The following is a 23,010-nucleotide window of genomic DNA, read 5'->3' as shown; positions in this document are numbered from 1 at the left end:
TCCGCTTAGTTTTTACTTTAATATAATAGAAAATTTTATAAGATTAATGATAGTAATCATCCCGAGATTTCCAAAATCGACCTCTGAAAAGGCAGGTGCCCTTGTGATAGGTGGTTTTCCATGGGGTACACCATACATTATCATGCGAAAATTAAAGATTACAAAAAAGCATGTAAATTTATCGAAAAGATTTGTAAAGGCCTTAATTTAGATTGCAGATTTAACGAGAGAGAAATTATTATCAACTCACCCTCTAAAGAAGTAGAACCTCTTGTAATTAAGAATGGAAGGGGGTTTGTGAAGACTTACAAAAGAGAGCCATATACCTCTATTTACTTACTAGTGCTCTTTTCACTTTCAGCTTTTGGTTCTGTTGAGGTTTTTGATGATGAAGGTTTCGCTTTATGAACTTCTAACACTCTCTTTGGAATAGCGCTCCTGAAGATTCTTTCTTCTACGAGAATCTTTACGACATCTCCCACTTCAACATCTTCAGTGTTATCCACCCAATATTTACCAGGCTTCACATTGGCTCGTATGTCATCGTGAACACTTACCAGCACAAGCTCACCTTTGACGTCTTCTACTACCCCATAAGTCCAATCCCTAGTAAACTTCGATTTGTAGATGTATCTAAAGACCAATACAATGACAAAAATAGCTATAAGGTAGGCGTAGAAGTAATAGACATTCTTTGCGAACCTTCTTATTAGGAGATAGCCCAAAAAGGAAAGAAAACCTATTGCAGTGAGCCCATAATAGAAGAATCTGTAAGGCTCAACTTCAATGAAAAAGTCACGGTTTTTAATGAGTATGTAGCGAAGATAAATAAAGTAAGCAACCGAAATAATAGTTAGATATAGCTCATTCCCAAAAAGAACTACCAATAAGAGAGCGAATACGAGATAAAAGATAAAGGAGAGTTGAAGGTTTAAACTTAAGAATTCATGAACTGTAAGCTCTCTTTTTATCAGCTTCTTAAGGAATTTGAACTTTGGAGGTTTTTGAGAGGGAGTAGGATTTACAATGTCTTTAATCCATTGGATTGATTTTCCAGTGAATGCTTCCGCTATTTCACCAATTTTATATAGGATTCTATCAAGCTCCATGATTATCACCCCGAAACTAGTAAATCTTGGGCTCCTCGTCCCCCGAATATTGCTGTTGCTATCTGATAGTCCAAATAGAAATTCTCATCTATGATCGGAGTAGCAACGCCCCCATTAGAAGATATTCCAAGTACTTTATATACATCGCTTCTATCACTTCTGTAATTTTCATAGTCCAAATATATGAAGTCAACAGCAGGTTGTTTTCTAACAAGGAAATCTAAATTTGGAGGTAAGTCTTTTGGAAGGATAAAGCTAACAAGCCCAATTGGGTATTTAGCCTCACCATATACTGCTTCCTGCATTTTTGCAGCGAGGGTTTCATAGTACACTCTATTTGTAGTAGATCCTCCCTCCAAGCGCTCAAGGAAGGATGGATAACCACTAACACCGAAGTACTTATACTCTTGGATACAGTCCACATAAGGTTGGATATTATAAGCTCTTGCGTTTTTCCCACTTTGTACTGAGGCCTTGGACTCCGGAGAAGAATACTGTGGTTGAGTGCTTACATATGGGTACCTCCCAGCTATAATCCAGTCGAAATAAGCATCGTTACCCGCGAGATTGTCAATAATTATTTGCACTTTCAAGGGAAGTTGGGGTGAAGTCACCACGGAAGCCGAGGTAATCCTAGAAACAGCGTCCAGATCTGAAAACGTGGTAGAAATGCCTCTAGAATCATAATTGAAAATCACCTCGTACCTGCGATATGCTGTTAAATCACTACTAGTGGATGAACTTGCCAATGAACTGGTCCAATTTTGGAGTATTGCTAGTAAATCGCCATTATGATCAACATTTCCAGGATTATCATCGATATATTGCATAGGCATGCTTTGGACAGAGGATACTTGCTGGACATTATAGCTGAGATTATCTTCATCCAGATATTTTCTAAGGAATATCCAGTCATAGTACACCCAGTTATCATTGTTCTCATTATCCAATACAAGGTATATCCTGTACAAGGGATCCTCTACATAACGAAAATCATAATTATCCCTACCGTTTGTAAGATCGTAGAAGTAAACATCATTATCATAAGGGAATAGTTGAGCCTCATACGTGTGGAATTTGTTATCCTCACGTTCTTGCCTGATTTCATCGGGCCGTCCATTATCCCACCAGGCTCTATGAACTGCCAAATAATCCCCATTCCTTGTATTTTCACCTCTTGCATCATCGGTAAATAATAGAGTGTTATAATACCCAACCCTAACATTCAGGTCTTCAATTCCAATTCCCGCATCCCAATCTCCATAGTAACTGTAGGGTCTCATTCTAAATCTAATTGCATGATCCCCGTAGAGATTTATATCCGCATTGTTTCTTAATACTAGAAGGTTGTTACCATTTTTTATTATCAAGTTCCCATTAGTTTGAGCAATATTGGCACTTGTACCCCCTACCAAGTCCCATGTGTCCTGCCAAGTACTATCCTCAAAGTCGTCAAAAAACTCAAACACGGCCGTTCCATTTCCTCTTGTCAGAGTTCCAGTGTTGTATTCAATGTAAAAAGTAGCATGATAATAGTATGTGTTTCCTTGCCGACGGTCATATGTAAAACTGCTTTTTACCCATATTAGTGCCTTTCTCTCAGTGGTATTCCAGTATTCAATCCAAAATGGGACCTCATTCTCCTGGTTATCATAAACCTTAATTTCTGCTGTATTATCTTGAGCGTTAATATAATCGGGGAAGTCCGTTCCTTCAAGTTTAATTGGAATCTGGATATTAGTATAATCAGAAATTTGTGAACCTGCATATGTCACATTGACTAACAGCCTTTCTCCTCCTGAGACTCCAAAGACTACTGCTATTCCAGAGTCAAAGTCAGAAGTCCCAGAGGTACTTTTCATTTTATATCTCACAAATATCGGATAGTTAAATGATATTTTCGACTCTAAAACACTCGTTTTTTCATTAGCAGACACAATTAAGCTCCCATTTCCATCCACAGTAGCACTTCCTAATATATCCCACTTGGTAGTATCTATTGAGGTACCTTCAAAATCATCGTAGAGGTCAAACAGTGTCTCTTTGTTATATCCATCGATGGCATAAGCTGGATCCGTGGTATAATATATGAAATACTGGTTTGTAGTTCCTGTTTTTATCCAGATTAATATTTCATCGCTTCCCCACTTTTCTATCCAGAATGAAACTGGATTGCATCCAACGTCATATACTCTAATTGAGGCCAAATTTCCATCATGATATGCATTCGCCAATGCAGATGCTGGAATCTCAAGGAGAGTTAAGGCATTGGGCTCAAAGTCCGAACTTGAAATATTCATTTCAACTCTATACTCATATGCAGAGGCATCTGGGCACCAAGCCCCACTTACATTTCCAAAGACCATCACAGCTATGTCCTCGTCTTCAAATATATCTAACGGAGAAACCACGATATTATTAATGGTGGTGTTGAATATTATGGGCTTGTCAACTGATACACCAGGCTCATTCTTTACAATATATCCCAAAGCATCCTTCTCAGTATAATAATCTCCTACATAGATTTTATTTGAGGTAAGGTTTTCAAGAGAGATCGAGACTTGGCCCGAAAACTTCTCTATATCCGAAGAACCAGATCCTTCTATTACTTTAATAGGTTTTGCTAAATTTGGATACATAAATTTACACGAACTGACTATCCTAGAATATCTACCATAAGTCAAATATGAGAATAGAGGATCTTCCATTCCTTCTATAGAAATCACAGCGTATATGCTGCCATCCTGAGGAAGAGATGAATTGTAGACTACTTTACCTGAGAGATCCTGAATTAATATATTCGATATAGATGCATTTACAACAACATGAAATGAATCTAAAGGCGCCACTGTTATTTGGACATTATTTAAAATCTCATCGACGGAAGGACTTAAAATATAGCCCTGTCTACTCAGCTCGTCTCTCAAATTAACAATCCAGTCTCGCAGAGTATTATTCCTCATGAAAAGGTTCACTCTACTATATCCACTAAGTTGCGGATACGTTCCTCTTAAAATCAATTCTTGTATAGCTTTACTCGCATTATCTATTGGTGTGTGCTCATTGGTCACAAAATCCACTGTTAATGATAATGCACGCTTAGTTGATAATTCCAAAGCATTTTTGAAATCTTCTTCTAAGTAAGAAGTCACTCTAAACGTTCTCTCTACTTGTACTCTCTCACTTTGAGATTGTACAATCCAGGAGGTGACGTCTTCATACGTTGCCAGAAGTAAGAGCATGGGGATAAGAAGGACCAAAACTAGTGAATTAAATATAAACCCTCTCCTTTTCATTAGCTCTCCCTCCAAACCCGCAAGGTTATCGTTATTGGTTCAATAGACCTAGGAATACCTTTCAACGATGCGAAACTTATCTTTGTATCCTTAAGCTCAATTAATATTGGTGTATTCCATCCATCTCCCCCTAGTTTCTGAAATAGCCTTATAATAGCATCATCAACAGCATACTCTTGAGGATTGAGCTGATCAACTGTAAGGTTCATGTACCTCCCATTTTCAATAGCCTTTATATCTCCAACAAATATACTTCCAAGACTTCCACTGCCATATTTATACGTGAGATTGTATGCTTGGACTTCCGGATATCCCTGGAGTAAATATGGCTTTATGTCTCCATAAGGAGCATATGCGTCCAACAAATATGTAAATTCACCTGTAGTAAACTCCTGAGATATAACATAAGCGTCTCCTGTTTCCACTTTGATATAGTTATCCCCAGGTAGGATAGCATTTGTTACAATATCCCCAGTATTATTTTTCATCGTATCAACTATTCCCCATCTGGTGAATGCTGGATCTGCAAATGGTTTATTTGGAGTACACTCAAGATTTCCGCTACTGTGACAGTATAATACAGTCCAGTTGTTCACGCCTGGAGATATAGAAATCTTCTGATCCTTGTCTGGATCATTAAGATAGTGCAACCTAACAATATGAAGTTTCGCCCAGATGGGAGTAACATTTAGGGGAAGAGTGTACCTCCAAGTGAGCATTGTATAAAATGTTGACTGATACGCAGTTCTTGCATACGTACTAGCTATAACATCGTCTTTTGTTATCTCTTCTGTTATGTCAATAGAATAGAGAGTTTTCGCAGTTTCTGGAGTATATACGGCCCTAATATAGGAGGTATCATAATTAAGTTTCAACTTATATCCATAACTGGTAGAATCTCCATAAGGAGGCTCCTGGTAATCCATTCCAAAAGTTACTGCAAACCACAAGTATGTTTTTGATAAATTACCAATATATATACCCCCATTTTGAAGTGCAGTAAAAATAGTCTGATTGTCCCAGACGTAAGTATCATTTCCAATGTATGTTCCAACTCCTACTGAAATCTGTCTGTCAAGATAAGTTAAGTAAAGTTTAGGATAGTTAGGCTCACTAACTTTTGACGCATTTAGGATTTGAACCTGAACGTATAATGAGCTTAAGTTTCCTCCTATAAAAATAGCATTTTCCACTTGAAATGGATGCTTTGTTTCAATTTCATCAAAATGGAATGTTTGCGGATAATTGAAAGTGCTTAACTGGGATGTTTGATAAGTTAGAGTTATAAAAACGTTAGGATGAACACCCCCTGTGTAGGGAGAGCCCGCTGGATTATAAACCCATACTTCAAAAGTGTGCCTTCTTAAATCATTGTGCCTCTTTAGAATCTCCAACATATTACACGTCAGTGGATCATTAGAATTTGAATCCTCAAGAACTTCCCATATGCTGTATCCTACAAAGGCATCATCTCTAAACTGGCCACACTTAACTGCCTCTCCATCTATAAACAAGCGCATATATGAGGAAGGAGAAAACCATCTGGGCTGAGCGAACCACTTTATTTTCGTTATATTAACATCATACGGCAATTCATTCTCCTCTTCATTTGGTATTATGTATCTTATTATTGTATAGTCCTGACTACTTGGAGCATATGCGAATGCTGAGCTTCCAAAGTAAGTATAAGTTGTTTCTTTGGCTCGCAGTTTTGTCAAATACGCTCTTGCCACATATCCACGAGGAGTTTGATTGAAAATGTATCCACTTAATACCAACGTGGCTGGAGAGACTTCTAGAGCTTTTGAATAATTACCTTCTACATTTCTCAAATGAGGGCTAGTGTAGTTGTTTATCAAGAGTTCATAGTTATATCCTTCCAATGTGGAGTTTAAGAGATAACCCAATATTATCTCGGCTTTGCGCTTTAGGTTAAACTCTGGATAAATGGGATCAATAGTCCAGTACGTAGCAACGATTTCAAGAGGACTCATGTCTCGTGAAACAAATGTCGTATCTAGTATTTCGTCTCTTTCCCACCGGGACAGTGTTTGTTGAGGAACCAAGTCTTTTAATGACACTTCTCTCAAAATAGTTAAAACATCCTCAGCAATGTATTTATTTTGTTCCCGCATGTAAGTTGAATATATCCCCACGTTATCGCTCACAACGATAACACTCGTCACAAATACCATTACTAATAACACTGATAAGAGAGCATCTAATGTAAAGATAAATCCCTTTCTCCTCATCTGTCATCCCACACCCATAGTTTTATCCTTCCTTGTTCAAAAATGGGATCTAACAGAAGGCCTAAATCACCTTTATCCTCGAGAATGAGATCCGAGAAGTTATTCTCATATATCCACAGCTCAACAATCTTTGACATGTACTCTGATGGTAATTCTTCAAATAAATCGCCCCAAAGTATCTTTACACTAGTGGTATTCCCTGTGTAAAACTTTGTTATGTTCTGTCCATCTTCTCTCCAAAAGAGTACAGCTTTGAGGGCAGAGTCCTGAGATGTTTTCTCTATAAAAAGACCTCTAACTTGAACATCATCCACAACAACAAATGTCGCATTTCCAGTGCCCGAAACTTGAAGCTCTAAATAAAAGTGAGCAGGAATATTTTCAACAAGTCTCCCAGAAACCAACACTTTTTTAGTAGTTCCAACTTTAATGGTTTTATTGTAAATCTCCTTTTTAATTACAAAGTCTCTTCTTTCATATTGTATCCATGGTGAACGAGCCTTTGATGCATTTATCACACTTTCATCTGTGTATAGTGATCCATTAATTACAGCAAACATGTACGTAGGCTCCGTAAGGTTTGAAAAATGAGTAACACGGGAAGTCAAGTTCCAATTCCCATAATCTACATAATCCACTGAGATTTTCACGTTTCCTTGTCCAGCTACCTTGAAGAGGTAAGGACAGCTCCCACCTCCATAGTTTATTTGAAATCCTTGAGACTGGGTTATAAGCACATTTATTGTAACTATTGAACCTGCAGGGATCAAATAGGGCCCTATTACCTCGCCTCTTATTCCAGTGATTGTTATGTCCTCTGAAACTTTAAATTCAAGCACATCATTGTTTTCTAAATCCACATTGTTACCACTTTTTAGAGAAGTACATATTTGCTCGTTTCTATATACCGATCCATTGTTTTTTGTTATCTCTATCCATTCAACTTGAAATATCCCACTAGGAGAACTTCCATTTATATCTAGGTTCACCCCTGGATTAGCCTCAAATACTATATTTTCCTCTCCTTTTGGAAATCGTCCACTAGCATTGACGTCTCTTTTTGTTATATAAACCTCAATTTCAAAATCGTGAGCTCTACTTAGCTTCAAAAGATAGCTGTTTTGTATAAATGCACCATTTATAGAAGTGTTTAAGGCCTCTATTTTTTCATAGTCTAAGGCAAATGGATAATCAGCATCTCTCAATCCCACCACTTTAACATTACTCACATTCTCTTCCCAGTTCTCAGGATAGCCGGGGTTTTTAGTTAAAACATCAAGCATGTTATTGGCAATGTTTGCCCTATCATACCAGTCTAAAAGGCCTGTTATCTCAGCCTTTATCATATCATTGGTATTCATAACTACCCCCACAACCATGACAACAATGACCAGTGAAAGTAAAGCATCTATTGAAAGTAATTGTCCCTTTCTTCTCATCCTCTCACCACATCAATTTCTATGTTTACTCTCTTCCCACCATACCTCAAAATCCCAGTATTGTTTGTAAAACGATAGTTTTCCACGAGATCTTTTTCAAGAAACTCCGTGAGGTTTGAAACAATGCTAGCATTAAGGTTCTGGATAGATAAATATGGAGTTGAAATCAGTATTGTTATGTTGACTTCACTTATGCTCTCCTCTGAGGTGAAATTTTTAATAGATAAGTGTGGATTTTCTGTGATCTGTGATAATAATGGATTTAGTGTGCTTTTATAGGGCTCATCGTCAGTCATAACTCCCGTGTTCAGGTAGTCAATGGCCTTTGAAAGGGAACTCCTCACATAGCTCACTATCATTATATTTGTATTATTATCCGTGTAAGAGGGGACAATCATGATTAACCCGATGAAAAGTATGCCTAGTATGAATATCATCTCAATGGCCGTTTGCCCCTTACTCCGTGATATTCGCATAAAGCATCTCACCTATCCTTACAGTAGTTATCCAAAAACTCTCTCCACTGTTAACCACTATTGAAGCATTAGTCACAGGAACCGTGGAGTTCTTAACTATCCAATAACTCTTCCCATCCACTGTCACGTTGACTATTATTTTGTTCGCAACTCCATTAAAAGTGATGCGAAAAGTGGCTCCACTTATTTGAGGAGTTTCCTCCTTCAGTCTGTATCCTTCCCCCACGGCATAAACTTTGGCCGTATGGTCGACTATTTCAGCTGAAAAAACTCTCACCTTTGCCATTGCATCAAAACTCTCTGCATGGGCCATCTCATTATTGGCTAGATAAATCAGGTTTAACATCGTAAGAGTAACAAGTACAAAAGCGAAAAGCAGATCCAAGCTTAACTGTCCTCTCATACTAACCACCGACGTTAAGGTTTATCCTAAGCTCCTGGGCAGTAGAGTTGAAAATCCAGCTCTCATTCCTATCCGGATTCCATTCAACAACTATCTTTAACGTGGTAGGGCTAACTTCTGGGAAAAGCAGTATCCCGTTATATGGAGTTATATTGAGGTTTAAGATAGAGGGGGAATACGTAGTCCCATTATACTCCACACCAATTCCCACCACACTATAAATGCTAGCATTGCTGAGGTCTCTCCGGTAGAGGGAACCGGCAAGGAAGAAGTTCTTTTTCAATGCATCCGTTTCACTTTGAATGGGCACCATATTCGCCGAGAGGGTATCTGTACCCGTGTCATAAGAAGTAAAGATAATTGTCTCGTTAAACTCGAGTATTGTTACATAGGTCCCATTTTGATAACCCACAACAATGTAGGGCTTGTTATTCATTGCAAAGGCCTTCTTAAGAAAATACTCATCATTTAGATACCTAAAAGTGAAGTATTCGGTGGTTTTTGCACCTGGTCCTTGCGCATAAACCTGAGATATAGCATTGGAAACCGTGTTTGCAAACAACTTCGCCTCTTCACTAACCTGAATTCTCAACATATCTGCAGAATGCTCGCTGGAGAAGGTAATATTTCTAATCGAGAAAGTCAAGAGTACGAGGAACAATATAAATATGAATAGGAACTCCAGCGATATCTGTCCTTTTTTCATCTCTCTCACCATACTAATAATAACACGTCAACAAATTATTTAACGCTTTCCATCCGTTTCATCTTTCTTTACCATTGCAAAAACATTGGTGCCAATTTTTTTCGTTAAAACTCCGAAATAATCATGATTAAATATTTTGAATTTGTACCGTTCGGGGTCAAGTTCATATTTCTTTAGGAGTTCTTTAAGTTCTTCAATAAAAAGCTGGGTAAGCTGGTAGTAACCGAGATCAAGGGCGTTCTTTTTATAGTCCAGCAGAAATATCACCATCGGAATGAGGCTCAAAGGAATTAAAACCCATAATTCGCCATAGATAATCGTGGCTGTTATTCCTGCTACCAGAAAAATGCCTAAAAGCACTAACCCAAGTTTAAATACGTTTTTAACCTTTTTCATACCTCTTACTTTGTTTTCCCATATCGTGAGGAGAGCAGGATTGTAGAAATCAAATGCAGTGTGTCTTTTTCCTTTGGCCACTCTCTGTCTCATCAAATCATCCCAGTCATCTTCATAATGAATTATCTCTCCCCTGTTTTTTGCTCTTTCAGCATCTATAGAAGAGATTATTCTAATCATGTCCTCTGCGCTTTCGTGGGCTATGTGGGAGTAGACTTCCTTTTCCTTCAGCTCCAGGGCAACATCAATCGAGTCTTTCATTAATCTCACCCGGATAAATGTCATCAAAATCCGGTAGACCTGTCAAAAGTTCTTTTTTCTTTGTTTCGGCCTCTTCTTTCGCTTTTATGAATGACTGAGCATATTGTTTAGCGATTATCACTATGTCCTCAATGCTTTTACTCTCATAAATCCCTGTTAAGAGAGTGACAACTTCTATCTCCTTTTCCCTTGGATCTGGATAAAAGCCGCGGAAAATCTGCTTTCCTTTAATCTTTTTGGTTAGGTAACTGAGAGCCTCAAATATGTCTCTAGCTTTTAAAAGCTCAGGAGGCCCGTGGATTGCTACTAACCCATAAAGGGCAGACTCTATATTTGCTTCGAGATAAAGCCCCTCGTTCTCAAATGACTTTAAGATAAGCCGGGAGAGATTCCTAACTTTATTTGCTTCAGCCTTTGCATAACCTACAGTAGCGAAGCTTCCAAAAGCATTAAGTACGAACTTCAGATCGCTGGAATCGAGTGTTTGCTCTCCGGGAATGTCTATTAATGCCAGAAGGGATGCTATGCGCTCAACTATCGTATGGTTTATTTTCTCATAGGCCCGTGTTATGTCCTCGCCACTCTCCTTAAGTTTGTTGTTATCTATGGCTATTATTGAATCGGCTACTTTGGAAAGCTTGTCTATTGTTATTGCAGCATTTATTGTTGGTCTTATCCCTTCTTCCTTTAATGGGAGTGCTCCAATTGCAACGACGAGTGAATCCGGATATTCTTCTTTCAGTGCTTCAGCCAAAACTGGAGCTCCTCCAGCCCCTGTTCCACCACCAAAACCAAAAGTGAGGAAAAAGATATCAACGTCGCTGTAACCTACCATCGAGTTTATCTTCTTCATTATCATTGAAAGATCTCTTTTCATTGCCTCTCTTCCGAGTACTGGGTTTGCATTTACTCCCTTTCCTCCAGTTAGGCTCTCGCCTATGAGTATACGCCGTTCCCTAGGAATATGCTTTAGGTAATCAAGGTCACTCTTTGAGGTGTTTATGGCCAGTGCCTCAAAGTCCACTAAGGCGAACAAATCCGCTATCTTTGTCCCACACTGGCCTACTCCAATGATTAAAGCCCTCAAAGTAATTTCACCCCACAAGCTCGATGTTCAATTCATCAAACTCCACTACCCCGTTATGGTTCTTGTCCTCATGCGTTATTACACAGGCGGCTCCATTGAGGTACTTGATTATCGTGGAACTGAAGAACGTGCTCACAATATCCTCTGCACCTTTAGATGAGAGTACAAACAGTAGGTATCCCTCGCTGGTTTTTCCTGGAATTAAAATTACCGTGTCATTTATTGGATAGCTCGCATCATCAAGATAGACATACATATCATCGCTCTTTACCTTAATGTACGGGTTGTACTGGAGTATATTAAACGTATTGAAGTCTGAGACTACGATGTAGTTGGAATCCCCAAACTCTTCAAAGGGCTTAATCTCAAAGCTCTTTTCAAATACTCCACTGAGGGCTTCTCCAAGTGAAACTGCAGTGGAGTTATAACCAGAAGTGTAAAGGATCGTAAAGTTCTTCTCGGGAATCTGCTTGAGGACTTGATATAAATTGAGGGGCTTAATTAATACATTCCCCATTTCAGAGAAGAAGAGTACTGCAAGGGCGGATTCTGTTAAAGTTGTTCCCCATAAACCATCGCTGCGGTGATCCAAAAGCCAGTTAAACGTCTCAGCACGGTAGTCTATGCCAAAGTCGTATAGGACTTTAGTGGCCCGTATTGTGAGTTCAACTGATGGGACCCCTAAATACATCAGGATGTCTCTAATATAAATCTCCTTAACAACAGGCCATCCATCATCTTCGATTTTCTGCTCCATAAGCCATGTCAAGTGCCTTTCAACATCTTCTTTAGTGACCAGTGGAGTGAGAGCCTCAAGAACCTCTAAAGTTGTGGGAACTGTGGGCATGATATAACGGACCCTAAATGGAACGGCAATCTGTATGCGAAGGCCCCATCCATCTGTTGGTAGTGAGAGGAGCCACTCTTTTGCTTTTACTATGTCCTCATCACTTGGATCAACCCCCAATGCTAGGAGAGCCTTTATAGCAAGAGCTGTATCGTATGGTTGTGGCCCAAGTACCGTCTTCCATTTCCCATCCTCACTCAAGCTCTTTATAAATGAGATATGGGTTTGTTTCTCAGTTTCATTGAGCATGTTAAACTCTAGAAGCGTGAGGAGGTTGTAAATGTAAGCAGAGTTTAATCGTCCTTCTTTAGAAACTTTTTCCATGTTCTCAGGGAGTCTGCTTTCAACCCATTCTAGGCCCTTCTCAATGACTTCATCTTTAAAGTAGCACCTCTTCAATGCCTTTAAAACGTAATAAGTGGTTCTATCATCAGAGCTATAGCCTGCTCTGTACCCCCATCCTCCATCTGGATTCTGGACTTTTTCAAGGGCAGAACAGGAGTCTTCTATTGAAATGATGCCCCCTACTCCTCCGAGAGCATTGGCTGTTGCAAAACTCATGACCGCAAATGCTGAAGCCACGAATACCTCCCTGTTTGTCCACTCTTCTGGAACGTTGGCCCAATAAATCAAGGTTTCATTGCTCTCTGCTAGGTCTTCTAGCCTGCTGAGGAGTTTGGCAACTTCAAAAGTCAATCCTTCATGAGTGGTAAGCACATAGGTAAGCAGGGCTCTCTCATCTATGGTAATAGCGTCAGAATTTACGAGCTCCCATGCTTTTTCAATGAGGGATTCAGGTATTTGATAACCAACACTCTTATAGGCAAGGATCTTTAGTCCAACGGCCTTCGCTTCACTTATCTCCATCCTCTCGGCCGACTCCAAGTATGTTATTGCTCCCTCCACATATCTGCTCTTTTCCGTATATCCATTCTCACCCAACGCCCAAACTGCCATAAGGGTTGGATAGAACTCTGGCAGTGTGTTTGGTATGTAGCCCCATCCATTCATGGTGTAGGACCTTACTAGAAAACTCAGCCCTTTCCTAAGGGCACTTGAGACATCATAATAGGATTCTCCAGTAGAAGCATAAAAGTCTGCTGCTCGTTTTAACGCTATAACTGCATAAGAAGTGTCCACAACATTACTCACACTTCCCTCGTAATATCCCCATCCTCCATCCTCATTTTGTCTCTTCAATAGCTCATCCACAAAACTCGCGATATTTTCTTTGGTAAGATTCTCAGCGATAGAATAGCTCGAGAGCAAGGCCATTAAGGATAAACTTATCTCTTGAGTACCATCCATGTAATCCTCGCCCTCAATTAGAAACCTCGTGGAAGCGTCTAAAATGGGGAGTGCTCCAGCATAAGGAATCACTATTAGCAGGATTAAAATTAGCGAAAATATTCTTTTCATTCCCGGCACCTCTAAACTAAGTTTTTTACTAATTTACCTAATTAAATGTTACGCAGTCAAAACAAATAAAGGTTGCGGAAAAGAGTTAATGTTTTATAACCCGATCCGCCTTGCTCACGTCGTCTCTCATTATTAGAACAACCCTGCTAGGAGGATACTCGTCCTCTATGTGGTACCCAGGAAGGTGTTTCACGAGCTCCTCAGCAAATGCCTTTATGTCCTCATGACTTGGCATGTTGTTTATAGTTAGCCTATTCCTGGAAAAGCCCACAAACATGTAAGCCTTGGCCTCAACAAACATTGGTCTTGCTTTCATTATAAGCTTTGCATAGCCTTCTGGATTGTGCATGTTCTCGCCCTTAACCAGAGTGAGCCGTATAACGGTTCTCACAGGCAGATTCCTCATAAGTTCAAGTGTTCTATTTATCCTGTCCCAACCATCTGGAATCATGGGTACGTTTACTTTTTGGTATGTTTCTTCATCGGGGGCCGTCAGAGAGACATAGAGCTGCTTCGGGAGTTTGTTTTCTTTGAACATCTTCTCCAGAACTTCTGGCTCAGTACCATTGCTCACTATAAACGTTGTGAATCCTCTCTTGTGGAACTCTTCCACGAGATCCCCTATCATTGGATATAGCATTGGCTCGCCTGAGAGACTTATAGCTGCATGCCTTGGCTCCATAGCCTCTTCAAGCTTTTTGACGTTTATTTGATCTTTTACTCCCCAGTAACCACTTAGAAGTTTTCTTTGAGCCTTTATACTCTCTTCCACAATAAATGCGGGATCGTCCAGTGGTTCTGGCATCTCTATTCCCAAAAATCCTTCCATGGGGCGCCAGCAGAAGATACAATTGTGCGTACACCAGGCTGTAACCGGAGTCATCTGAAGACATCTGTGGGATTCTATCCCATAGAACTTCTGCTTGTAGCAAACACGATTGTGTTTTATACTCTCCTTTAACCAATGACAGAGTTTAACTGAACTGTGATGACCAACAAGAGCGTAATGCTGTTTTTTAAACAAATTTACAATCTCCTCAGGCATGTTTGGTTTTACATCCATTAGTCTCACCTAATCTGGGTGCGGGATAGAGTTTAAAAATTTTTGCAATAGGGTATTGAATATTTTCTCGTCGAAAAATATTTCGGCGAAAGACTTAAATACTATTACGGTTACCGCACTTTCATGCAGAAGTTAAAACCAACCATCATAATCAAAACACGTGAGAGGATTTTTGAAAGAGAGTTTTTCGAAGAGGATACTCATATAGAGTCAAAACCAAAAGTGAGATTTATTCAAGAAATCCCAAGAATTAGGCTCGCTTAGCACTAATCACGACAATTTCTTCGAAAAAATACCTATCCTTAGCTGTTATTTCTGGGGTAAATCCTTTAGATTCTAGTTTTCTTAAAGTCTCTTCTATACCTGTTATTGAGGACTGAACTATCTGAACCACTCCTTTTTCGTGGAGATAACTATCAAATTGTTCCAAAAAAGAGTCTAAAACCTCTCTTCCAGTTTCTCCACCAACAAGGGCAAGGTCTATTGGTTCTTCGGGTTCCCCGGGAAGGTAGGGAGCATTGAATGTGATTACATCGAATTTTCCAGTCACATTCTCGAAAAGATTGCTTAATTTAAACTGAACGTTTGTTATATCATTTATCTTTGCATTTTCCTTCGCCAGTTCAACTGCAATTGGGTTAACATCAACTCCAAGAACAAACCTTGCTTTTCTTGCCATTAAAAGGGCTATTATTCCAGTACCCGTGCCGACATCCAAGGCAATGTCCCCTTCCTTAACCTTGAGGTTTCTTGCTAGGAGAAACGTATCCTCGGCAGGCTCATAAACCTGTGGATGGAGCTTTATCTTAAGGCCTTCATAGTATAACATGGGTTCACCAGAAGGTTAATTAAAAAAGAAAAGCTTCATCTCTTCCACTCAGTGTAACCGCATCTACCGCATGTCCATCTGTCTTTGTGGTTTGCCATGAAAACTCCTGGGCCGCATCTTGGGCAGAATCTGTTCTTCCTTGAGACCTTGCCATCCTTAACTTCGTAGAACTTCCACTTTTGGGATGTCTTCTTACCAGCCATTTACATCACTCCTCCTGCTCCTGTATCATTCCTTCTCTTCTCAATATGTATTCAGGCTCTATATAGAGCATTCTCTCCTTGCTCTCATAAGCTTTAGCGTATCCCTTACTAACGTGGCTACCGAAGTAGCTCCTTATGTATTGGATAATTGTTGTTTCTGGATTTAGATCAAGCATTGCAACGAGTTTGCCCTTAACGTCTGCCCTTGAGGGGGTGGGCTCTCCCTCGTGAATAACTTCAAAGTATATCTCCTTTCTTCCTAAGAGTTTGTTCTCTTTAGTCTCGATAACCCTAATCTCCATCGTAAACCACCTCCATCTTTCTAAGCAACTGAGCGCACCTGCGCTTACATTCAGGTGTGACCTTTATAAGTACTATCCCTCTGTCAGGTTGACCATATATCACCAAAGCTCCCTCAGGAGCATATATCACGGCCGGGATGGCGGCCAAATCCTCCTCGCCGTTCACCTTTAGGTAAACTCTTTTCCCTCTCTTAACAAGTTCAAAGGACTTTTTGACAGCATTTAATAAAGCTTTCGTTATTGTTCCAGGTGGGTTTTTTGTTGTTAACACAACCGCGCCAAGCTCAATATCAGGTTCATACTCCTTTCTCTTAGTCTTGTGGTCATATATTGCCAGAGAGGGTTTTATACCAACTCTGAGGACATTTTCCGTGACGACATCTCCCACTGTAACTAAAAAGGGAGCATTCTTAAATTCCTCGGAGGCTTTCAGATAAGGTTGGGGCATTTCGCCTTCTACCAGCTTACCTAGGGGATTTTTAAGTTCATCTCTAAGGTCCTCTGTGAGTTTGTAGTAAAAGTTTCGGGACATGCTACCTGACCCTTATAGCGTATTTCCCTGGAACTTTCACACCAAGTGCCTGGCCTATTTTGGAGTTCTCTGGATCAAGGATTATAACGAGGTCAAACCACTCATCACTTAAATCCCTGCTCCCGCAGACGGGACATCGATCTTCATTGGTGATGTAATGGCAGTGCCTGCAGGCCTTCTCAGTCATTTTCACTCACCACTTTCAGCTTTTCTCTTCTCCTTCTCTATCCAATCAAACTTACCCAATCCAGGCTGTCTCATAGTAAGTCCAATCTTGTTCTCTCTAATTATCTTGCTCTTCTCACTTATGGCAATTATTCTCGCCCTAACAGCGTCGCCAAGCTTTAATAAGTGGCCCTTCTCCTTTCCAACAAACTGGGCGTTTTTCTCGTCAAAGACAACATAATCATCCATAAGCTGAGAAATGTGCACAAGACCGTCCATAGGGCCGATTCTTATGAACGCACCATAAGGCACAACATCAATTACCTCGCCTTCAACAACCTCATGCATCTCAGGCTTCCAAACAAGAACATCAAACACTGCCTCGTGATATGTTGCACCGTCTCCATGAATAATAAGGCCCTCACTAACTTCATGAACGTCCAAAATTGCTAGGATAACTCCCTCATCCTTATCATACATTCCCTCATAAGCCTCTCTCAAAACTATCTTTGCAGCCTCTTTGGGATCCATTGTGAACATTCTTGGGGGAATTCTCACGACATCTTTAACTCTAAGGAGTTTGTACATTCTCTTACCTCCAAAATTTTAAAGAAAGAGAGATTCACTTCTTAAACTTCTCCTTGTAGAGTTCTATTGCTCTAAGGATTTCTTGCTTTGCCTTTTCTGCGTCTTCCCATCCCTCTACAATTATCTCTTTTCCTTGAAGCTCCTTGTATCTCCTGAAGAAGTGGGCAATCTCATCAAGGAAGGCCTTTGGTACATCGCTTAGGTCTTTCCAGTCGTTGAAGTATGGGTCCTCAACGGGAACTGCAAGGATCTTGTAATCTCTATCACCACTGTCAATCATTTTGAAGAGGCCTATTGGTCTCGCTTCAATGAGTACTCCAGGATAAGTGGGTTCTCTCATGATAACCATGATATCAAATGGATCATCATCATCGTACCATGTCTGTGGAATTACACCATAGTCAACCGGATAATAGAATGGACTGTAAAGGACTCTATCAAGCTTTATAAGGCCACTTTTCTTATCCAGCTCATACTTGTTTCTGCTTCCCTTTGGAATCTCTATTAGGGCGTAAACAACTTCCGGTACTTCTGGTCCGGGCTCCAAATCATGGAATGGATTCATTTCAATCACCTCTTTGATTTTCAAAAGACGTAGTTATAAATCTAACCCAAAAGTTGATTTCTGCATTTAGCTTTAAAGGTTGGTTTTTAAAGTTGTCGATTAAATCTCTCATAACATCCCCACTATTCAAAAAATGTCTCTAGGTACTCCAAAAGCTCCCCTATGCTTGGAAGCACTAAATCAGGTTTAACGTCACTTTTTCCCGCGTCTTCAAGCGTGTTCACCCCAGTTAAAACCATTATCGCCTTTGCTCCAATTCTCTTTGCAAAAGCTATATCCGTATCAAGCCTATCGCCAACCACCCATATCTCATCAGCGTTTAGTTTTTCTCTAACCACTTCAAAAACCGGTTCATTGGGTTTTCCTATTATCAGTGGTTCTTTCTCAGTGGAGACTTTAAGGGCAGCGATAATAGAGCCAGCCCCGGGCAGGATTCCCTCTTCGCTTGGATATGTGGTATCGGGGTTTGTTCCTATAAACCGGGCCCCGTTCCTTATTGCCAGACATCCGTATTTGAGCTTTTTATATGTCAGATCAGGATCTAGGCCAACGACAACGTATTCTATTTCTTTCCACGCTTCTTTAGCCTCTTCAACACTTATTATTGGCCACCCAATGGACTTAATCTCCTCCACAAGGCCCTTTCCTCCAATCACAAAAACGTTGCCTTTTTCAAAGTGTTTCTTTAAATACTGGGCCGTTGCATAGCCGGAGGTTATTATTCTCTCTTCTTCAACCTCAATTCCCATCTCTTTGAGCTTTTCCCTGTACATCCTGGCATTTCTGGTGGAGTTGTTGGTGAGGAAGACGAAGGGAATTCCATGGGATCTTAAAAACTCAATAACTTTCTCAGCCCCATCAATGAGCTCTTTCCCCCTGTAAATAACACCATCCATATCAAAGATTATTCCAATCATAGTGAGCACCAAAGGAGAAAGGAAAGAGGAGTTTAAAAACTCACTGCTCAGCATAGATCTGCATTGAAATTAGGCAGAGGTCCTTTTGGATCTCATTGCCCGCTTCGGGGTTCACTAAGAAAAACATTGTAACTTTGAGGGTTTCTGAAGGCGTAAAGGGTGAGGTTAAGATTGAGATTGACTGGTTGTTCAGCTCATATAGGCTCCTTCCGGAGTAATCACTTAAGGTATAGGTTTGGTTGTTATGTGTTATCACAATCCACTCCAAGATGAGGTTTTGACTTAGCTCTCCAACCTCGGTTGTGTTGTCCACCAAAGCCTCTGCTCCGGTGAGCTCACCGCTTTCCAAGTCTTGGACATGGGGAATTATGAGAATCTTCGAGATGTTGAAGTCCCCGCTGTTTTTTATGTAGAACTCAGCCTTTATTTCGTCTCCTGGTTTAAGATCGTTGAATTCAAAGAGCTTCAAATCGTTGTAGAATGTGTTTCCAGTTTTGCTGATTCTGACGTCAAACTCCCCGGTTGCTATCTCATTGTTTTCAGAGATGCTTATATCGCTAAAGAGCGCACTACCTATTTTAAATCCCACCGCCCCTAATAAAAGACCTATAACCATGAAGACAACTTCTCTCCTCATGATGACCACCACAAGAGTTTCACAATTTTACTACATAGAATATTAATTAAAAGTGTTTCTCATATTACCCAACGCTACCATTCCCAAGTTACCTTTCTGAGAGCCTCACCCTAAAGAAGAAGACTTGAGGAAAAGCTCATCCAACTGAACCATTATTGAGCAGGAAAGACTCTAAATCCTCTTAACCTCAATGTTAAGCTTTAACCCCATTATATTGCCCTCTATCGCATCCAGGATTCTCTGAGTGGCGTTGGTTTGAGCATAGTCTCCTTTTACTGGCGTTGGAAGAGGTGGCCTTTCGTCCTTGAAGAGCAAGAACCACAGCTGCCACTTTCCGGGTCTGTTTATGGTGAAGGTGTAGTTGGTCTCCCATTGAGGCGTCCAGTTGCCCTCAATATCAACGGGCTTATGGGGTAGGGTTACGTTGAAGTAATCCATAAGGTACATCTTGTGAATATAAGTCTCGTTTGTGTTGAAATCGTAGGTTAGATTTACCAGCCACACCTCAACGTGGTAGGTAACGTTTCTGTATTCGTGGTTTGCTATGCCCAGAATAACCCTGGCCTTTTCGCCCACAAGGAGGTCGGTTGGATAATCCGCGGCCTTCCCTTCAGGCCCAAGAATGTAGAACTCTGTGAACTTTTCTCCGGGCTTGGGATGAGTTATAACATAGGCCAAAGTTGCTATGGAGGAGATTATTGCGATGATCAGGATTACAGTCAAAGCTTTATCCAGTTTACTTGATTTCTCCCATTCGAGCTCTTCTTTAAGTTTTTCAATGCTTATCATTGGAATCCATGGATCAACGGCGTTGGCCCTTCTATAAACTGCCGCAATGGCAAAGATGAGGTTGAAAATTGTTAGGCTTACAAGAATTGGAATTAATCTTATCCCCCAAGGAGTGTAGTTAAGGCCAAGGCCAATTAGAGGAACTATCGCTATGCTCAGGCCAAAGCTCAAGGCCAATCTTTCAAGGTTGTCAAGCTCCTTTTTCTCGGGGAAAAGAGCAGTTATAAATACGTATCCAGGGAAAAAGAGCACAAAAGCCAAGCCTAGAGCTTTTCTAAGTAAGCTATCTGGATAGAAAGCAATGAGGAGATCCAAGATGAGTGAAAGTGAGATGATTGTTATCAGATCCCAGTAATCCTTGGGCCTCATTTGATCACCAATACTAGAGGGAGGGAGTGTTTAAAATGGTTTTCCCTCTCAATATCTAACGTGTTCATTACATTTTCCTTTTGAAAGTCTCGCCCTTTAGTGCGGGGAGAGGTCAGAAAGTTAAGTGAATTGATCATCCCAATATCGTTCATTATAATGAACGAAAGTTTTATAAGATGAACGATCGTTCAATATATTATGTCAATGCTGGAGCACTTTAAAAAATTCACAGGGTTTAAAGTCCTAGAGTACTTCCTTCTTCATCCTACCTGTGAAATACACCTAAAAGAGCTGGCTAGAGCTCTAAAAATAAGTTCTGGAAGTGCTAAACTTTACTGTGACTTATTTGAAAGTGAGGGGATTCTACTTTCCAGAAGAAAAGGAAATTTGAGGCTCTTTAGACTGAACAATGATGATTTTGCGGTTAAAGAGATTAAAAAAACATATTATTTATTGCTCCTAAAAGAGAAAGGTATCCAGAACATTTGTAAGAACTGCAGTTCCCTTGCAATATACGGGAGCTTTGCTTCTGGAGAGTTCGATGAGAAGAGCGATTTGGACATACTGGTTATTGGAAGCAAAGAAGATATCGACTACAAGCTATTACGTGAAATAGAGGAAAGAGTTGGGGTGAGCCTTCAACTCACAGTTCTCCCATTTTATAAATGGGAGAAAATGAAGGAAGAGAAAGACCATTTCGCTGAAAGTGTTATTAGAAAGCATGTACTGATAAAGGGGGCTCCATTATGAAGTTTGAAGAGTGTCTGAGAAGAGGATGGATAAAGCACGACCCTTCAGCAATAGAAAGGGTGAAAAATTCAATAGAAATTGCAAGGCGGTTCCTAAAATCCGCAGAAAGAACATTTGAAATTGGCGACTATGTTATGGTTGAGATAGCTGCTTATAATTCCGCATTTCATTCGGTGAGGCCATTGCTCTTTGCAAAGGGATGTAAAGAGAGGAGCCACCAGTGTCTAGTTATTGCGGTTAGGGAGCTGTACAGAACCGATCCCAAAATAGTAGAACTTATGAATATTCTCGATAAACTCAGGATTTCAAGACACAATGTTCAGTATGGAGGGGCTTTGGTTGACGAAGAAGAAGCAGAGTTTGTTTTGAGATTCGCCAGAGAAGTTTTAGAAACTGTAAATCAAATGCTGTAATTGTTCTTTCACCTTTTTGGTATCATTCAGCTGACTAACACACCTCCTTAACAAATGCTAACCCTAACGATTTGTATCCCTCAACTCCAAAAGAAACTTCCAGAGAGGGATTATTTTTATATTTTTGCCCCCATAAACTTCTTCTCCTTCTTCATTTGCAGTTATGATAATACCCTCTTCAAGATCAAATATATCCATTGCCTCCAGAAGGGCCTTCACTTCTCTTTCATAGCTTTCCCTTAAATCCCAGGTTACCTGAATGGCCTTTGTTATTTTCAATCCTTCCTTGAGAATAAAATCAACCTCCCTCTTACCCTTGTAGTAGAAGAGGTTGTTTTCCCCATATTTTTGGATTAAATGAATAGCAACTGCATTTTCAGCTAACCTACCTAAATTTCTAGAGAAGCTTAGAGTCACAAAGGTCGCTAGTCCTGTATCTACCACATAAATTTTCTTTGGATACTTTCTCACATCCTTTATTTTTGGAGAAAAGGGTGGGAGTGTGAATATCAAGTAGCTCTCCCTAAGGGCCTCCATAACCTCTGCAACAAAATTTGGAGAGACCTTTTTCTTAAGTATCCCAACCAGCTCGTTTCTAAGACCACTCACACTCTTAAGAGACGAAAACGAGTTTATAACCAGCTCTGCTACTAATCTAACCGAATTTATCTCCCTAAATCCATGCCTGAATACGATGTCCCTCATTACTATACCATCAAAAAGCTCTCTGAGCATCTCCCTCTTCAAAAATTCATCTTCTTCCAAAACGACTCTTGGAAATCCACCAAATTGAAGGTAATCTATTAGAAATCGTTCTATTTTGGCCCTACTCTTCACAATCCCAAACTCATCTTTAAATGAAAGCCCTTTGAATTTTAAAAATTCGTGAAAGCTTAAAGGGAAAACTTCTAAGGTCAAAGAACGTCCGGTCAATGCCGTTGATACTTCGGTTTTTAAAAGGGAAGAGGTGGACCCTGTTACAATGATTTGAACATTCTCTTTTTCCATTGTCCTACGAACCCATTTTTCCCAGTTTTCAATGTTTTGGATTTCGTCGAGAACTATTAGGGCAAATTTATCCCTATTAACAAACGTTCTATATGCCTGCTGACCTCCTCCCCGCCCTGAAGGGCGAGGCTTCCAGCCCACAAAGGAGGTGAACTACCCCTCCTTTTGGAAGGGGTCTTCCCAGAAAAG

General features: G+C 40.1%; 26 protein-coding genes. 4 read left to right on the top strand and 22 right to left on the bottom strand.

Annotated features, from left to right (window positions below; translation table 11 throughout):
- The first annotated feature begins 46 nt into the window (after positions 1 to 46).
- Positions 47 to 211, top strand: a complete 165-nt coding sequence (locus tag K1720_RS03295) for a hypothetical protein (protein WP_251949908.1) — start codon at positions 47 to 49, stop codon at positions 209 to 211.
- 121 nt (positions 212 to 332) lie between these two features.
- On the opposite strand, the gene K1720_RS03290 is transcribed toward K1720_RS03295, so the two are convergent.
- The 11 genes from K1720_RS03290 to twy1 form a co-directional block, all read right to left on the bottom strand.
- The gene (locus tag K1720_RS03290; protein WP_251949906.1) at positions 333 to 1,109 is read right to left on the bottom strand and encodes a DUF2101 family protein; all 777 of its coding nucleotides are present in this window, start codon (positions 1,107 to 1,109) and stop codon (positions 333 to 335) included.
- Between the two features lie 5 nt (positions 1,110 to 1,114).
- Positions 1,115 to 4,405, bottom strand: a complete 3,291-nt coding sequence (locus K1720_RS03285; RefSeq protein ID WP_251949904.1) for a DUF2341 domain-containing protein — start codon at positions 4,403 to 4,405, stop codon at positions 1,115 to 1,117.
- The gene (locus K1720_RS03280) at positions 4,405 to 6,657 is read right to left on the bottom strand and encodes a hypothetical protein (protein WP_251949902.1); all 2,253 of its coding nucleotides are present in this window, start codon (positions 6,655 to 6,657) and stop codon (positions 4,405 to 4,407) included. Before K1720_RS03280 ends, K1720_RS03285 begins: the two co-directional genes overlap by 1 nt.
- Positions 6,654 to 8,096: a hypothetical protein gene (locus K1720_RS03275; protein ID WP_251949901.1), complete on the bottom strand. Its 1,443-nt coding sequence runs from the start codon at positions 8,094 to 8,096 to the stop codon at positions 6,654 to 6,656. Before K1720_RS03275 ends, K1720_RS03280 begins: the two co-directional genes overlap by 4 nt.
- Positions 8,093 to 8,572 (bottom strand): hypothetical protein, encoded by a 480-nt coding sequence (locus K1720_RS03270; protein WP_251949899.1) that lies wholly within the window; start codon positions 8,570 to 8,572, stop codon positions 8,093 to 8,095. Before K1720_RS03270 ends, K1720_RS03275 begins: the two co-directional genes overlap by 4 nt.
- Entirely contained in the window at positions 8,553 to 8,975 is a 423-nt protein-coding gene (locus K1720_RS03265) for a hypothetical protein (protein WP_251949897.1), read from the bottom strand. Before K1720_RS03265 ends, K1720_RS03270 begins: the two co-directional genes overlap by 20 nt.
- Before the next feature lies 1 nt (position 8,976).
- Positions 8,977 to 9,693 carry a class III signal peptide-containing protein gene (locus K1720_RS03260; protein ID WP_251949894.1) on the bottom strand — a complete coding sequence of 239 codons (717 nt, stop codon included), beginning with the start codon at positions 9,691 to 9,693 and terminating at the stop codon, positions 8,977 to 8,979.
- A 27-nt stretch (positions 9,694 to 9,720) separates the two neighbouring features.
- Positions 9,721 to 10,338, bottom strand: coding sequence for a hypothetical protein (locus tag K1720_RS03255; RefSeq protein ID WP_251949892.1), 618 nt, complete (start codon positions 10,336 to 10,338; stop codon positions 9,721 to 9,723).
- Positions 10,322 to 11,425, bottom strand: a complete 1,104-nt coding sequence (locus K1720_RS03250; protein WP_251949890.1) for an FtsZ/tubulin family protein — start codon at positions 11,423 to 11,425, stop codon at positions 10,322 to 10,324. The genes K1720_RS03255 and K1720_RS03250 overlap by 17 nt, the downstream gene beginning before the upstream one ends.
- 7 nt (positions 11,426 to 11,432) lie before the next feature.
- On the bottom strand, positions 11,433 to 13,691 hold the full coding sequence (locus tag K1720_RS03245; RefSeq protein ID WP_251949889.1) for a prenyltransferase/squalene oxidase repeat-containing protein: 2,259 nt from the start codon (positions 13,689 to 13,691) through the stop codon (positions 11,433 to 11,435).
- Positions 13,692 to 13,776: 85 nt separating this feature from the next.
- Positions 13,777 to 14,754, bottom strand: coding sequence for a 4-demethylwyosine synthase TYW1 (twy1, locus tag K1720_RS03240; RefSeq protein ID WP_251950464.1), 978 nt, complete (start codon positions 14,752 to 14,754; stop codon positions 13,777 to 13,779).
- Positions 14,755 to 14,877: 123 nt separating this feature from the next.
- Between twy1 and K1720_RS03235 the strand changes: the two genes are divergently transcribed.
- On the top strand, positions 14,878 to 15,018 hold the full coding sequence (locus K1720_RS03235; protein ID WP_251949887.1) for a hypothetical protein: 141 nt from the start codon (positions 14,878 to 14,880) through the stop codon (positions 15,016 to 15,018).
- Here K1720_RS03235 and K1720_RS03230 read toward each other — a convergent pair.
- The 10 genes from K1720_RS03230 to K1720_RS03185 all read right to left on the bottom strand — a co-directional run bounded on the left by K1720_RS03230 (position 15,005) and on the right by K1720_RS03185 (position 20,650).
- Positions 15,005 to 15,583, bottom strand: coding sequence for a HemK2/MTQ2 family protein methyltransferase (locus tag K1720_RS03230; RefSeq protein WP_251949885.1), 579 nt, complete (start codon positions 15,581 to 15,583; stop codon positions 15,005 to 15,007). The genes K1720_RS03235 and K1720_RS03230 overlap by 14 nt on opposite strands.
- A 35-nt stretch (positions 15,584 to 15,618) precedes the next feature.
- On the bottom strand, positions 15,619 to 15,786 hold the full coding sequence (locus tag K1720_RS03225) for a 30S ribosomal protein S27ae (RefSeq protein WP_055280912.1): 168 nt from the start codon (positions 15,784 to 15,786) through the stop codon (positions 15,619 to 15,621).
- A 5-nt stretch (positions 15,787 to 15,791) separates the two neighbouring features.
- Positions 15,792 to 16,088: a 30S ribosomal protein S24e gene (locus K1720_RS03220; RefSeq protein WP_251949883.1), complete on the bottom strand. Its 297-nt coding sequence runs from the start codon at positions 16,086 to 16,088 to the stop codon at positions 15,792 to 15,794.
- Complete coding sequence (locus K1720_RS03215) at positions 16,078 to 16,620, bottom strand: GTP-dependent dephospho-CoA kinase (protein ID WP_251949881.1); 543 nt, start codon at positions 16,618 to 16,620, stop codon at positions 16,078 to 16,080. The genes K1720_RS03220 and K1720_RS03215 overlap by 11 nt, the downstream gene beginning before the upstream one ends.
- Before the next feature lies 1 nt (position 16,621).
- On the bottom strand, positions 16,622 to 16,807 hold the full coding sequence (gene spt4 / locus K1720_RS03210; protein ID WP_251949878.1) for a transcription elongation factor subunit Spt4: 186 nt from the start codon (positions 16,805 to 16,807) through the stop codon (positions 16,622 to 16,624).
- A 2-nt stretch (positions 16,808 to 16,809) separates the two neighbouring features.
- Positions 16,810 to 17,373 carry a DNA-directed RNA polymerase gene (locus K1720_RS03205; protein WP_251949876.1) on the bottom strand — a complete coding sequence of 188 codons (564 nt, stop codon included), beginning with the start codon at positions 17,371 to 17,373 and terminating at the stop codon, positions 16,810 to 16,812.
- A 34-nt stretch (positions 17,374 to 17,407) separates the two neighbouring features.
- The gene (locus K1720_RS03200; RefSeq protein ID WP_055280917.1) at positions 17,408 to 17,938 is read right to left on the bottom strand and encodes an inorganic diphosphatase; all 531 of its coding nucleotides are present in this window, start codon (positions 17,936 to 17,938) and stop codon (positions 17,408 to 17,410) included.
- Positions 17,939 to 18,060: 122 nt separating this feature from the next.
- Positions 18,061 to 18,855, bottom strand: coding sequence for a 2-phosphoglycolate phosphatase (locus tag K1720_RS03195; protein ID WP_251949874.1), 795 nt, complete (start codon positions 18,853 to 18,855; stop codon positions 18,061 to 18,063).
- A 40-nt stretch (positions 18,856 to 18,895) separates the two neighbouring features.
- The gene (locus K1720_RS03190) at positions 18,896 to 19,492 is read right to left on the bottom strand and encodes a CalY family protein (protein ID WP_251949872.1); all 597 of its coding nucleotides are present in this window, start codon (positions 19,490 to 19,492) and stop codon (positions 18,896 to 18,898) included.
- A gap of 171 nt (positions 19,493 to 19,663) precedes the next feature.
- On the bottom strand, positions 19,664 to 20,650 hold the full coding sequence (locus K1720_RS03185; RefSeq protein ID WP_251949871.1) for a DUF1616 domain-containing protein: 987 nt from the start codon (positions 20,648 to 20,650) through the stop codon (positions 19,664 to 19,666).
- Between the two features lie 198 nt (positions 20,651 to 20,848).
- On the opposite strand from K1720_RS03185, the gene K1720_RS03180 reads away from it, so the two are divergent.
- Positions 20,849 to 21,400, top strand: coding sequence for a nucleotidyltransferase family protein (locus K1720_RS03180; RefSeq protein ID WP_251949869.1), 552 nt, complete (start codon positions 20,849 to 20,851; stop codon positions 21,398 to 21,400).
- Entirely contained in the window at positions 21,397 to 21,813 is a 417-nt protein-coding gene (locus K1720_RS03175) for a HEPN domain-containing protein (protein WP_251949867.1), read from the top strand. The genes K1720_RS03180 and K1720_RS03175 overlap by 4 nt, the downstream gene beginning before the upstream one ends.
- 63 nt (positions 21,814 to 21,876) lie before the next feature.
- Here the strand turns inward: K1720_RS03175 and K1720_RS03170 are convergent, their stop codons facing one another.
- Entirely contained in the window at positions 21,877 to 22,962 is a 1,086-nt protein-coding gene (locus K1720_RS03170) for an ATP-binding protein (RefSeq protein ID WP_251949865.1), read from the bottom strand.
- Positions 22,963 to 23,010 lie beyond the last annotated feature (48 nt).

The sequence above is a fragment of the Thermococcus argininiproducens genome (assembly GCF_023746595.1).
Classification (GTDB): Archaea; Methanobacteriota_B; Thermococci; order Thermococcales; family Thermococcaceae; genus Thermococcus_A; species Thermococcus_A argininiproducens.
The sequence above is the reverse complement of the archived record's forward strand: the minus strand, read 5'-3'. Positions and strand labels throughout refer to the sequence as shown.

What these genes read in the sequence shown, in the direction of transcription:
- K1720_RS03295 (WP_251949908.1), top strand. Translation starts at nt 47, where the DNA reads ATGATAGTAATCATCCCGAGATTTCCAAAATCGACCTCTGAAAAGGCA.
- K1720_RS03290 (WP_251949906.1), bottom strand. Translation starts at nt 1,109, where the DNA reads ATGGAGCTTGATAGAATCCTATATAAAATTGGTGAAATAGCGGAAGCA.
- K1720_RS03285 (WP_251949904.1), bottom strand. Translation starts at nt 4,405, where the DNA reads ATGAAAAGGAGAGGGTTTATATTTAATTCACTAGTTTTGGTCCTTCTT.
- K1720_RS03280 (WP_251949902.1), bottom strand. Translation starts at nt 6,657, where the DNA reads ATGAGGAGAAAGGGATTTATCTTTACATTAGATGCTCTCTTATCAGTG.
- K1720_RS03275 (WP_251949901.1), bottom strand. Translation starts at nt 8,096, where the DNA reads ATGAGAAGAAAGGGACAATTACTTTCAATAGATGCTTTACTTTCACTG.
- K1720_RS03270 (WP_251949899.1), bottom strand. Translation starts at nt 8,572, where the DNA reads ATGCGAATATCACGGAGTAAGGGGCAAACGGCCATTGAGATGATATTC.
- K1720_RS03265 (WP_251949897.1), bottom strand. Translation starts at nt 8,975, where the DNA reads ATGAGAGGACAGTTAAGCTTGGATCTGCTTTTCGCTTTTGTACTTGTT.
- K1720_RS03260 (WP_251949894.1), bottom strand. Translation starts at nt 9,693, where the DNA reads ATGGTGAGAGAGATGAAAAAAGGACAGATATCGCTGGAGTTCCTATTC.
- K1720_RS03255 (WP_251949892.1), bottom strand. Translation starts at nt 10,338, where the DNA reads ATGAAAGACTCGATTGATGTTGCCCTGGAGCTGAAGGAAAAGGAAGTC.
- K1720_RS03245 (WP_251949889.1), bottom strand. Translation starts at nt 13,691, where the DNA reads ATGAAAAGAATATTTTCGCTAATTTTAATCCTGCTAATAGTGATTCCT.
- twy1 (WP_251950464.1), bottom strand. Translation starts at nt 14,754, where the DNA reads ATGGATGTAAAACCAAACATGCCTGAGGAGATTGTAAATTTGTTTAAA.
- K1720_RS03235 (WP_251949887.1), top strand. Translation starts at nt 14,878, where the DNA reads ATGCAGAAGTTAAAACCAACCATCATAATCAAAACACGTGAGAGGATT.
- K1720_RS03230 (WP_251949885.1), bottom strand. Translation starts at nt 15,583, where the DNA reads ATGTTATACTATGAAGGCCTTAAGATAAAGCTCCATCCACAGGTTTAT.
- K1720_RS03225 (WP_055280912.1), bottom strand. Translation starts at nt 15,786, where the DNA reads ATGGCTGGTAAGAAGACATCCCAAAAGTGGAAGTTCTACGAAGTTAAG.
- K1720_RS03220 (WP_251949883.1), bottom strand. Translation starts at nt 16,088, where the DNA reads ATGGAGATTAGGGTTATCGAGACTAAAGAGAACAAACTCTTAGGAAGA.
- K1720_RS03215 (WP_251949881.1), bottom strand. Translation starts at nt 16,620, where the DNA reads ATGTCCCGAAACTTTTACTACAAACTCACAGAGGACCTTAGAGATGAA.
- spt4 (WP_251949878.1), bottom strand. Translation starts at nt 16,807, where the DNA reads ATGACTGAGAAGGCCTGCAGGCACTGCCATTACATCACCAATGAAGAT.
- K1720_RS03205 (WP_251949876.1), bottom strand. Translation starts at nt 17,373, where the DNA reads ATGTACAAACTCCTTAGAGTTAAAGATGTCGTGAGAATTCCCCCAAGA.
- K1720_RS03200 (WP_055280917.1), bottom strand. Translation starts at nt 17,938, where the DNA reads ATGAATCCATTCCATGATTTGGAGCCCGGACCAGAAGTACCGGAAGTT.
- K1720_RS03195 (WP_251949874.1), bottom strand. Translation starts at nt 18,855, where the DNA reads ATGATTGGAATAATCTTTGATATGGATGGTGTTATTTACAGGGGGAAA.
- K1720_RS03190 (WP_251949872.1), bottom strand. Translation starts at nt 19,492, where the DNA reads ATGAGGAGAGAAGTTGTCTTCATGGTTATAGGTCTTTTATTAGGGGCG.
- K1720_RS03185 (WP_251949871.1), bottom strand. Translation starts at nt 20,650, where the DNA reads ATGAGGCCCAAGGATTACTGGGATCTGATAACAATCATCTCACTTTCA.
- K1720_RS03180 (WP_251949869.1), top strand. Translation starts at nt 20,849, where the DNA reads ATGTCAATGCTGGAGCACTTTAAAAAATTCACAGGGTTTAAAGTCCTA.
- K1720_RS03175 (WP_251949867.1), top strand. Translation starts at nt 21,397, where the DNA reads ATGAAGTTTGAAGAGTGTCTGAGAAGAGGATGGATAAAGCACGACCCT.